Origin of the sequence: Mycobacterium sp., from assembly GCF_035499775.1 — a bacterium.
Taxonomy (GTDB): domain Bacteria; phylum Actinomycetota; class Actinomycetes; order Mycobacteriales; family Mycobacteriaceae; genus Mycobacterium.
The window spans coordinates 1-10878 of the sequence record NZ_DATJYB010000407.1; the positions used below are offsets into that span (position 1 = coordinate 1).

The following is a 10878-nucleotide window of genomic DNA, read 5'->3' on the forward strand; positions in this document are numbered from 1 at the left end:
CGGGGCGCGTTGTCGCCCTGATAGTGCTGTTGATCCTGGTCGCTGCTGCCCTGCGCGGGTATCTTCCCGCCGATGACCGTTCCGGACATTCGCAGATGGGCGGCAATCGGGCGGCCGTGATGATTGTCGTCGCGGCACTGAGTGTGACGCTGGTGCTGGTGGCGATGGCGGTCATCGCTCGATTGCGGGATCCACGCGCAGTGGCGCCCAACACCGGCGATTTGTCCGAAATGGTGGGCAGCGGCAAGGGTCGGCCAAGCTGGCGGGTGCTGCTGATCGGATTCGCGGTGATCGTCGCCTGGCTCTTGATCGCGATACTGCTGGCCCGGTTGTTCGGCCAGCACGGACAGAGTTCCTCGTTGCCTGCAGCAAATCAGACCCAGTCGCCGGCTGCGAACGGTGCCGCGCCACCGCCCAGGCAAAAGCCGCCGAACAACTCCGGCGACATGTTCGGAATCCTGCTTGCCACTACGGTTCCGACGCTGCTCATCATCATCACCGGGGCAGTCATCATGGCGCGCCGGCGGTGGCGCGCAGCCAAACCGGCAACCATCGTCGACGATTACGTCGAATCGCCGGCAGTGCCGCAAAGTCCGGAATCACTGGTGCGGGCAGCCGAACTCGGCCTGGCCGAGATCACGGACCTCAGCCGCGAACCCCGAGAGGCGATCATCGCCTGTTATGCGGCGATGGAACGCGAACTCGCAAATGTCCCCGATGCGATGCCTCAGGAGTTCGACACCCCGACCGAGGTGCTCGCCCGCGCCGTCGATCACCATGCGCTGCATGCCGATAACGCCGTGCAGCTGGTGAACCTGTTCGCCGAGGCGCGGTTCAGTCCGCATGTGATGAACGAAGGTCACCGCGAGGTGGCGGTACGCGTGCTCCAGTTGGTGCGCGACGAACTCTCGTCCCGCGTGACTGTTGACTCTGGGAGCGTAGCGTGAAAAGGCTTATCGCTCTGGGTGTTTGCCTGATCGTCGGGATCGAGCTACTGGCGCTGATAGTGCAAGACCGCCGGTTCGTGCTGGCGGGAGCGGGTGTCGCCGTCGCTCTGGTGCTGCTGAACATCCGCCGGCTGGTGGGACACGACACCGAATCCGGCGTGGACGCCAACCCCGACGACCTGGGGGATGGGTTGCGCCGCTGGCTATCCTCCACCGAGACGACGATCCGGTGGTCGGAATCCACCCGGGCGGACTGGGACCGGCATTTGCGTCCGATGCTTGCGCGGCGCTTCGAGATCGCCACCGGCCAAGGACGTGCCAAGGACCCGACGGCGTATTACGCCACCGGCCGAATGCTCTTCGGCACCGAATTGTGGGAGTGGGTGAATCCGAACAACGTCAACGGTAGGGATGACCGCGCTCCCGGACCCGGCCGTGCGACGCTCGAAGAGATTCTGCACAGGTTGGAGCAAGTGTGATTGGAGGCGCCACCCAGATATGACCATGCCGGCCGCGACAACGACCGCCCACTGCGAGGCAGTGCTCGACGAAATCGAACGTGTCGTGGTGGGGAAGCGTTCCGCCCTCACGCTGATCCTCACCGCGGTCCTCGCGCGCGGCCACGTACTCATCGAAGATCTGCCGGGCCTCGGCAAGACCCTGATCGCGCGATCCTTCGCGTCCGCGTTGGGACTTCGCTTCACCCGGGTGCAGTTCACGCCCGACCTGCTGCCGGCGGACCTGCTGGGCTCGACGATCTACGACATGCAGTCGGGCCGTTTCGAATTCCGGGCCGGGCCGATTTTCACGAACCTGCTGCTCGCCGACGAGATCAACCGCACGCCGCCCAAGACTCAGGCGGCGCTGCTGGAGGCGATGGCCGAGGGCCAGGTGAGTATCGACGGCGAAACCCACAAACTGCCGACGCCGTTCATCGTCCTGGCCACCGACAACCCGATCGAGTACGAAGGCACCTATCCGTTGCCGGAGGCCCAACTGGACCGGTTCGCGATGCGGCTGGAACTTCGGTACCTCTCGGAGAGCGACGAGACCGCCATGCTGCGCCGCCGGCTGGAACGCGGTTCGGCGGAGGCGACCGTGAATCAGGTTGTGGATGCGCATGATCTGCTGGCCATGCGCGAATCGGTCGAGCAGGTGAGCGTGCACGAGGACGTCTTGCACTACGTGGTGTCGCTGGCCACCGCCACCCGGCACCATCCGCAGGTCGCGGTCGGCGCCAGCCCCCGAGCCGAACTCGACCTGGTTCAACTCGCCCGTGCCCGTGCCCTGCTGCTGGGCCGCGATTATGTGATCCCCGAAGACGTCAAGGCACTCGCCACGCCGGCCGTGGCGCACCGGATCACCTTGCGGCCCGAAATGTGGGTGCGAAAGATTCAGGGCGCCGACGTCGTGCAGGAACTGTTGCGGCGCCTACCCGTGCCCCGAACGAACTGAGCCGCGGGGCGCGACAGGTGTGATCAACAGTCAAGAAGTCCAGTTGCGCTGGCGTGCATCACAATTGACGCTGGCGATGGCTACCTGTGCCGGATTTGCCTTGGCCGCAGCGATAATCGGTGCTCGCTGGCAGCTGATCGCATTCGCCGCACCGCTGCTCGGCGTGCTGTGCTCGATCAGCTGGCAGCGCCCGGTGCCCAGTGTCCGCGTGCACGGGGAGCCGGATTCGCAGCGGCTGTTTGAGAACGAGGAGGCGCGTTTGACGGTGTGGGCAACCCACGAGGGCTCACCATCCGCCGACGCCGCAGGGGTCGAACTGTGCGTCTCGGCCCTCGAGGGAATGCAGCTCGAGGTGACCGAATCGGATTCTCGGGACGGGAAATCGGTTGCAGCGGTGGCACAACGCTGGGGCCGCTACCCCATCCGGGTGCGGGTGGACGTCGTCGCACGCGGTGGCTTGCTGAGCGGGACCGCGACCGTTGATGCCGCCCACGTCATCGTGTTTCCGCTGACACCGCCGCAGTCGACCGCGATCCCGCGTACCGAGTTGCTTGACCGGCTGGGCGCCCACCTCACCCGGTACATCGGCCCGGGCGTCGAGTACGCCGACATTCGACCCTACGTGCCCGGCGACCAACTGCGCGCGGTGAACTGGCCGGTGAGCGCGCGTCGCGGACGGTTGCATGTGACGCAGCGACTGACCGACCGCGCCGCCGACGTGGTGGTGCTGATCGACACCTATCAGCAGCCGCCGGGCCCGGCGACCGAGGCCACCGAACGAATCGTGCGCGGCGCCGCACAGGTGGTGCAGACGGCGTTGCGAAACGGCGACCGCGCCGGCATCGTCGCGCTTGGCGGCAACCGCCCCAGGTGGCTCGGCGCCGACATCGGGCAACGCCAGTTCTACCGGATCCTCGATACCGTGCTCGATGCCGGAGATCGATTCGAAAGCACAACCGGGACATTGGCGCCCCGAGCGGCCGTCCCCGCCGGGGCGATCATCATCGCGTTCTCCACGCTGCTCGACACCGAATTCGCGTTGGCATTGATCGACCTCCGCAAGCGCGGCCATGTCGTGGTGGCCGTCGACGTGCTGGACAGCTCACCATTCGAGGGCGAGCAGGATCCCCTGGTGGTCCGGATGTGGGGGTTGCAGCGCTCCTCGATGTATCGCGACATGGCCACGGTGGGTGTCGACGTGGTGAGCTGGCGGGGAGGCGACGCTTTGGAGCAGTCGATGGGTGGGCTGCCCGACCGCCGTCGGCGGACCCGGAGATAGTGCCGTCATGCCGACCCTGGCACAACCTGGAGCCCGTGCCCTGGCAGCGGCATTCGGGTTTCTGATGGTCGGATTGGCCGCGCTCGGATCCCAGGGACCGGCCTTCGCCGCAGGATTGGCAGCGCTGGTAGCGGTGGGTGTCGGGATCGTATTTCGTTCGGCCGCAACGCTTGCCGTGCTGCTGACGGTGTGCGTCATCGTGTTGTCCGATCCGCCGGGACTGCTGGCCGGACTGTCCGGACTGTGCGGCGCGGCTTACCTGGTGTGCCGGCACGCAGTGGGCACGCCCGTCGGCTCGGTCCTGGGTAGTTGGCCGACAACCGTTGCGGCCGTGGGGTTTACCTGTGCGGGCTTGGCTGCGACGGCATTCCCGCTACAGTTGCCGTGGCTGCCTTTGGTGGCGCCGCTGGTGGTTCTGGCGATCTACGTGGTGGCCACCCGTGCGTTCCTGGGCTGATCGCGGTCAGTCGCCCATACGTTCGTACTTGGCTTGGAAATCGAAACTACCGCTGCAGGTGGTGCCTGGCGGAACTTCGCTGTGTCCTTGGCCGGTCAGAACGACGATCGGATTCGGCGCCCCTGCCGGGAGCGGATATTCGGCAGTGCCCGTGTTGTGGGTGTGCTCGGTGGGTGAGCAGTCGTAGTCGTGGTCGGTGTTCCACGTCCATTTCCCGTCGGCGAAAATCATCACATCCGCGCTGTTTGCGTCGTGAAAGTAGCTCAGGCAGCGATCGCCCGTGCGCAGACAATCCGTGGTGACGTTGGTCTCGCTGACGGTCGGAGCGCGCCTGCCCGGCCAGGCGAATGTCCGGCGGTAATGGCCGCGTAGACCCTCGGCGGGCGTTACGACCCGTCGTGCCTGGCTTCCCGGGTCGGGCAGACTGGCGACTTCGACGTCTCCGGTTCGGGTGAACGTCACGGTCCGGGTGGTGCCGCAGCCGTGCTGATTGGCCGCGGTGTATTGGCCCGACAGGGTGCCGTCAGGCTTCGGCCGTAGCGTGATCACTTCCCAGATATCGACGAAATTGCCGTCTTTACAACTCTTGAGCAGTCCGGGCGACACGGAATCTGGTGCTCCGTTTGCGACCCCCACCGAGAGCCAGTTCCCGCCGACGTCGTCGAACACCAGCGTCTTTTGGATGACCGATGCCCGGGAAGCGACAGCGATCGCCACACAGCCGTTCGCTCCGCACGCTGAACGAATGTTGAAGCCGGCGCTTGCCGTGCCGCCGTCGAGGGGTTTTCCGAAGACAGTGTTCTCCGGGCCGAAGTCGGCGCGGTACACGCCGGTGAACGGTCCGGTATTGGGAAGTGCGGTACTCGAAGGGCTGGCGGCGACCGGGTTGCGGTCACCGCCGCGGTTGGTCATCAGTAGGGCGACGACGGTCGCGACGACTGCCACCACCGCCACTGCGGCCGCTATTGCGATGCCGCGACGTTTGCGGTTGTTGACCGGGCCGGTCGGCGCAGGGACATCCGGCGCGGGCGGGGACGGCTTGGGGCGGGGGGCCGGGGTGATCTCGGTAGGCGCATCTAGCGGCACGTCACCGCTCATGGCCGGTTGCAACGGCGGAACGGGCGGAGACGAAGCAGGCCGAGGCGTCGGTGGAGGAGGCGGCGGCGGAGGCGGCGGCGACGGAGGAGGCGGAGGCGGCCGAACGTCGACGGGGGCGGGGCGCGGGATGTCACGGCTGACGGGCTGCGGAGATCTGGGCGGCGGCACGGTGTGGGGTCTGGGCGGCGGCGCGGAGCGAGGTCTGGGTTTCGGGTCGGTGATCGCCTCCCGCGCGGCTTTGGCCAGCTCCCGGGTGGTCGAGTAGCGCTCCTCGGGGTTCTTGGCCATGCCCTTCGCGATGACGGGATCCACTTTGGCGGGGAGTTCATGACGCAGTGCCGACGGGCGCGGCGGCGGCTTCGAGAGGTGCGCCGCGATCTGTTGTTCGAGGCTGTTGGAGGGGAACGGTTGGCTGCCGGTCAAACACTCGTGGAGCACGCAGGTCAGGGCGTAGATGTCGGCCTGCGGCTCGATCACACCGTCGGTCAGCCGTTCCGGTGCCAGGTAGGCCCAGGTGCCGATCACTTTGCCGGTCTCGGTGAGCCCGGAGGTGTCCGCGACGGTGCGGGCAATGCCGAAATCGATCAGATACGCGAAGTCATCCTCGGCGACCAGGATGTTGGACGGCTTCACGTCGCGGTGTACCAACCCGGTTCGGTGTGCGGCGTGCAGCGCCGACGCGATCTGCTCGATGATGACGACGGCGCGCAGCGGCTCCATCGGCCCCTCGGCCAGGATGTGTTGCATGTCACGGCCGTCGATGAGCCGCATCGTCACGTACAGGCGGCCTTCGATCTCGCCGAAGTCATAGATCGGGACGATGTGGGGCTCGTCGAGGGTGGCCGCCGCCCGCGCCTCGCGGCGGAAGCGTTCCTGGAAGGTCTCGTCGTCGGCGAGGTTGGCGGGCAGCACCTTCAGCGCCACCACCCGGCCGATCGCGGTGTCGTAGGCCCGCCAGACCTCGCCCATGCCGCCACGGCCCAGCAACTCGACGAGTTGGTACCGGCCGAACGGCGTCCCGTCCACTGCGACCCTCCGGGCAAATGTGGCGTTAGATCAGACGATCACCTTAACCGGCTCAGCGCAATCCGGGGACCGTAGTCCGGTACCTGTTCGGCCGGCGCGGACACTCGGTGCAGGTGCGAACCCCGATTCCGGGATTTTCGGGCTCAATGACGGCGCGTGCCGCGGGGGCGGGTTTGTCCAAGACCGAATACTGCGCCGGTCTTTGACTATTGCCGCATTGTCTTCGGGCGCCTCGTATACTATGGCAAACCCCGCCCTGGGGACTAAGGACCGAGGAGGCGTCCGCGAAGGTGTTCATCAGCTACTCGCGGCGCCCCGATGAGGCCGCCGTAAGCTCGCCAGGCGGGCGCGCTCGCGCCCAGAAGTACCGGCGCCCCGGCATTCTCATTGCGGCGGCGCTTGCAGCGTTAGGCGCTGCGGTCGGCATTATCGTGTCGGGGCCGGGCGAGCCGGGCACGACTCTTGGCGGCACAACCGGGACGGGCGGCCCGTCGTCGGCAAGCTTCTCGCTCGTTGCGACCGACGAATGGACACCGGATCCGACGGCACCCCCGGCGCCGGCACCCCCACCGGCGGCACCACCCGCAGCGCAACCCCCACCGGCGGCACCCCCACCGGCGCTGCCGCCGCCTCCGCCGCCTTCGCAGCTGCTGCTGCGGTACGGCCCCGGAGGGCCGGGCGGCATCCCCGCTTTTGTGTCGATTACCAATAACGCCGGCAAGCCTCCGGTGGGTTGCCTGTATTCGGCTGTTGCGACCTCGGGTCCGGCCGTCACGTTCCATCCGACGGACACCGCGACTTTCACCGTAGCGGGCTCTGCGGAGACGCGGCTCGACCGTCCCGGACCCGCATCAGGCTCGAACTGGCACGTCACCGTGACGTGCGACAACGGCCTGTCGACCATGGCGGACCAGGTGTTCTGAGCCAGACTTGACCGCGCTCTAATCAGTTCAGCAACTGCGCGGCCTGGTTGGCCAGGTCGAGCAGCGGCTGCGGGAAGATGCCCAAAACCACCGTGACCGCGGCGCATACGGCGATTGCGGCCTTGCTCAAGATGCCCGGCGTGAAGATTTGCGGTGTGTCGTCGGTTGGTTCGGTGAAGAACATCGACACGATCACCCGCACGTAGAAGTACGCGGCGATCCCACTCGAGATCACACCGATCACCACCAGCGGCACCGCGCCGCCCGCGGCAGCGGCCTTGAAGACTGCGAATTTGCTGACGAATCCACTGGTCAGCGGAATGCCGGCGAAGGCCAGCAAGAACATCGAAAGCATCACTCCCACTATGGGAGAGCGCTGTCCGAGCCCGGCCCAGTGCGACAGGTCGGCATCCTCTACACCGTCGGCATTGCGGATCAGGCCGACAATGGCGAACGCGCCCACAGTGCTGAAGCTGTAGGCGACCAGGTAGAACAACGTCGCGGCAAGCCCCGTCTGGTTGTCGGCGATCACACCGGTCAGGATGAAACCGACATGTGCCACGGACGAGTAGGCCAGCATGCGCTTGACGTCGGTCTGGTTCACCGCGGTGATGGTGCCCACCGTCATGGTCAGGATCGAAATCGCCCACAGCACCGGCCGCCAGTCGTGATGCAGCGGGGGCAGCGCAACATAGATCACCCGTAGCAGCGCGCCGAAGGCCGCGGTCTTGGTGGCCGCCGCCATGAACCCGGTGATCGGGGTGGGTGCGCCCTGGTACACGTCGGGGATCCACGAGTGGAACGGCACCGCGCCGACCTTGAACAAAAGGCCGACCGACAGCAGCGCCACGCCGACCAACGCCATCGACGTGTCGCCATGCGTAGCAAGCGCTTTGCTGATGAGCGGCAGGGTCAGGGTGCCCGTCGCGCCGTAGAGCAGCGCCACACCGTAGAGGAAGAACGCAGACGAGAACGCGCCCAGCAGGAAATACTTCATCGCCGCTTCCTGCGACAGCAGGCGGCGGTGCCGGGCCAGCCCGCACATCAGGTACAGCGGCAGGGATAGAACTTCCAGCGCGACGAACATCGTCAGCAGGTCATTGGACGCGGGGAACACCATCATGCCGCCGACGGACAGCATCGCCAGCGGGAAGAGCTCCGTCTGGGCGGCCCCCGCCCGCTCCGCCTCGCGCTCGGTCTCGCTGCCCGGGACCGCCGATGCCTGCGGGGTAAAGGAATCCAACCCGCCCGAATGTCCAGCGGCCACAGGCACTTTGGTCTGCACTGCCGCTGGGTGCGACTTGCGCTCGGCCATGAAGATGACCGAAATGACCGCAACGAGCACCACGGTGCCCTGCAGGAACAGTGTCGGACGATCCATGGCCACCGCGCCCAGCACCGCGGCACGACCGGACGGGTCGAGCGAGCGGGCCACCACGACTATCGCGACGAACGCCGCGATCAAACCGCCGAGGGCCAGTGTCACCTGCGCGCCGTACCGGGCCCGTCGCGGCACGAGCGCTTCCACGAGCACGCCGACCACCGCTACCGAAAAGACGATAAGCATCGGGCACAGCAGGAAGTACTCGACGCTGGGGGTCGGGAGGGTCATCGGTGCGGTCCTTCGGCTGTGCGGGGTGTGCCCTTGCCCGGTGGCACGCGCGGTGCGGGGTCATGCTGACCGATGGTGGTCATGGTGTTGGCGACCGCGGGGTTGATGATGTCCAGCATCGGTTTTGGATAGACCCCGAGCACCAGCAGCAGCGCGATCAGCGGTGCCACGACGACCATTTCGCGCGCCATCAGGTCACGGATCCGTTCGTTGCCTTTGGCCACCGGTCCGGTCATCACCCGCTGGTAGAGCCACAACATATAGATGGCCGCCAGGACCAACGCGGTGACACCGAACGCCGCCGCCAGCCAATAGCGGTTGAAAGTGCCCAGCAGGACCAGGAATTCACTGATGAACGGGGCCAAACCGGGCAGCGACAGGGTGGCCATCGCCGAAACCAGGAACGTGCCCGCCAGGATAGGGGCCACCTTCTGCACGCCGCCGTAGTCGGAGATCGACCGGCTGCCGTGGCGCGAGATCAGGAAGCCGGCGATCAGGAACACCGCCGCGGTGGACAGGCCGTGGTTGAGCATGTACAGCGTCGACCCGCTCTGTCCCTGGCTGGTCATCACGAAGATGCCGGCGATGATGAACCCGAAGTGGGAGATCGAGGTGTAGGCGATCAGCCGCATCATGTCGGTCTGGCCGATCGCGACGATCGCGCCGTAGATCACCCCGATGATGGCCAGTGTGACGATCAGGGGGCGGAAATACGTTGACGCGCTGGGGAACAGCTGCAGGCAGTAGCGCAGCATGCCGAACGTGCCGACCTTGTCCATCACCGCCATCATCAGCACCGCGGTGGCCGGTGTGGACTCGACCGCGGCGTCGGGCAGCCAGCGGTGGAACGGCCACAGCGGGGCCTTGATGGCGAACGCGAACATGAAGCCCAGGAACAGCGCCTTGATCACGGCCGGGTCCGCGCGGTAGTAACCCATCTTGAAGCCGGTCACGATCTGCTGGAAGTCGAACGTGCCTGAGCCGTGCTGCGAGGTCACGACATACAGCCCGACCACCGCCGCCAGCATGATCAACCCGCCGAACAGGTTGTACAGCAGGAACTTCACCGCGGCCCGCGAGCGTCCGGGGCCTTGACCGAAGCCGCCGATGAGGAAGTACATCGGGATGAGCATGGCCTCGAAGAACACGTAGAACAGCAACACGTCCAGCGAGACCACCGAGATCAGCACCATCGACTCGATGGCCAGTGTCAGGGCGACGTAAGCGTGCACGCCCCGGGGGTTGCGTTCACCGCCTGACGATCGCAAGCGCGGCGAAGCCGGGTGCAGCGGGTCGTCAGCGTCGGTCGCGTCGTTCCAGCCGGCCACCAGCAGCAGCGGCATCAGCACCGCGGTCAGCAGCACCAGCACCACCGCGATGCCGTCCACGCCCAGGGAGTAGCCGGCGCCGAATGCCGGTATCCACGGGTGGCTTTCGACGAACTGGTAGGGGGCGCCCGGGTTGGGTGAGCTGTCGAATCCGACCGCGACAGCGATCGCCACCACCAGCGTCAGCCCGCTGACGAACAGGCCGGTCCATCTGGCGAACTCCCGCAACCGCGGGGGCAGCAGGATGATCAGCAACGATCCCGCCAGCGGCACCAGCCACAGCACGCTCAGCCAGGGGATGTTGAGGTTCACCACAGCTGCACCGCCAGGAGGACCGCGACCACCAGGGCCGCCCCCGCCAGCATCGACAACGCGTAGTTGCGCGCGAAACCGGTCTGCATTCGCCGCAGGCGGTTCGAGGTCAGGCTCACCAATCCGGCCAGAGCGTTCACCGAGCCGTCCACACCCGCGTTGTCGACCTCGACCAGCGCGCTGGTCAGCTGCGCACCGGGGCGCATGAACACCTCCTCGTTGAAGGCATCGCCGTAGGCGTCGTTGCGTGCCGCCGTCGTCAGCACGGAGACCTGAACGGGGGCCACACTCGGGATTTCCGCTCTGCCGCCGTACATCCGGTAGGCGACGGCGATTCCGACCGCGACGACGGCCAGCGCCAGGCCGGTGCTGACCCACCACGGCAGCGCCTGGGCGCTCTCCTCGTGAACTCCGACGACCGGCTCGAGCCAGTGCTGCAGG

9 protein-coding genes and 1 pseudogene are annotated in these 10878 nt (G+C 66.7%); 6 read left to right on the forward strand and 4 right to left on the reverse strand.

Features of this window, described 5'->3' with window-relative positions:
* From VML93_RS25195 to VML93_RS25215, 5 genes are all read left to right on the forward strand, one after another.
* Positions 1-947, forward strand: a 947-nt coding sequence (locus VML93_RS25195) for a DUF4129 domain-containing protein (protein WP_325615000.1), incomplete at its 5' end; no start/stop codon positions are given.
* Positions 944-1426: a hypothetical protein gene (locus VML93_RS25200; RefSeq protein ID WP_325615001.1), complete on the forward strand. Its 483-nt coding sequence runs from the start codon at positions 944-946 to the stop codon at positions 1424-1426. The genes VML93_RS25195 and VML93_RS25200, both read left to right, overlap by 4 nt.
* A gap of 19 nt (positions 1427-1445) precedes the next feature.
* The gene (locus VML93_RS25205; protein ID WP_325615002.1) at positions 1446-2402 is read left to right on the forward strand and encodes a MoxR family ATPase; all 957 of its coding nucleotides are present in this window, start codon (positions 1446-1448) and stop codon (positions 2400-2402) included.
* Between the two features lie 19 nt (positions 2403-2421).
* Positions 2422-3681: a DUF58 domain-containing protein gene (locus tag VML93_RS25210; RefSeq protein WP_325615003.1), complete on the forward strand. Its 1260-nt coding sequence runs from the start codon at positions 2422-2424 to the stop codon at positions 3679-3681.
* Positions 3682-3688: 7 nt separating this feature from the next.
* Positions 3689-4138 carry a hypothetical protein gene (locus VML93_RS25215; protein ID WP_325615004.1) on the forward strand — a complete coding sequence of 150 codons (450 nt, stop codon included), beginning with the start codon at positions 3689-3691 and terminating at the stop codon, positions 4136-4138.
* Between the two features lie 6 nt (positions 4139-4144).
* On the opposite strand, the gene VML93_RS25220 is transcribed toward VML93_RS25215, so the two are convergent.
* The gene (locus VML93_RS25220) at positions 4145-6262 is read right to left on the reverse strand and encodes a serine/threonine-protein kinase (RefSeq protein WP_325615005.1); all 2118 of its coding nucleotides are present in this window, start codon (positions 6260-6262) and stop codon (positions 4145-4147) included.
* A 290-nt stretch (positions 6263-6552) separates the two neighbouring features.
* Between VML93_RS25220 and VML93_RS25225 the strand changes: the two genes are divergently transcribed.
* Positions 6553-7185: a hypothetical protein gene (locus VML93_RS25225; RefSeq protein WP_325615006.1), complete on the forward strand. Its 633-nt coding sequence runs from the start codon at positions 6553-6555 to the stop codon at positions 7183-7185.
* Positions 7186-7207: 22 nt separating this feature from the next.
* Here VML93_RS25225 and nuoN read toward each other — a convergent pair whose 3' ends face one another.
* The 3 genes and pseudogenes from nuoN to VML93_RS25240 all read right to left on the reverse strand — a co-directional run.
* Positions 7208-8797, reverse strand: a complete 1590-nt coding sequence (gene nuoN / locus VML93_RS25230) for an NADH-quinone oxidoreductase subunit NuoN (RefSeq protein ID WP_325615007.1) — start codon at positions 8795-8797, stop codon at positions 7208-7210.
* Entirely contained in the window at positions 8794-10440 is a 1647-nt protein-coding gene (locus VML93_RS25235) for an NADH-quinone oxidoreductase subunit M (protein WP_414686441.1), read from the reverse strand. The genes nuoN and VML93_RS25235 overlap by 4 nt, the downstream gene beginning before the upstream one ends.
* Positions 10434-10878, reverse strand: a pseudogene (locus VML93_RS25240) (NADH-quinone oxidoreductase subunit L); the annotation flags it as partial. The pseudogene VML93_RS25240 and the gene VML93_RS25235, both read right to left, overlap by 7 nt.

Excerpts from the sequence above, each read along its gene's own strand:
- VML93_RS25205 (WP_325615002.1), top strand. The coding sequence starts at position 1,446 with ATGACCATGCCGGCCGCGACAACGACCGCCCACTGCGAGGCAGTGCTC.
- VML93_RS25215 (WP_325615004.1), top strand. The coding sequence starts at position 3,689 with ATGCCGACCCTGGCACAACCTGGAGCCCGTGCCCTGGCAGCGGCATTC.
- nuoN (WP_325615007.1), bottom strand. The coding sequence starts at position 8,797 with ATGACCCTCCCGACCCCCAGCGTCGAGTACTTCCTGCTGTGCCCGATG.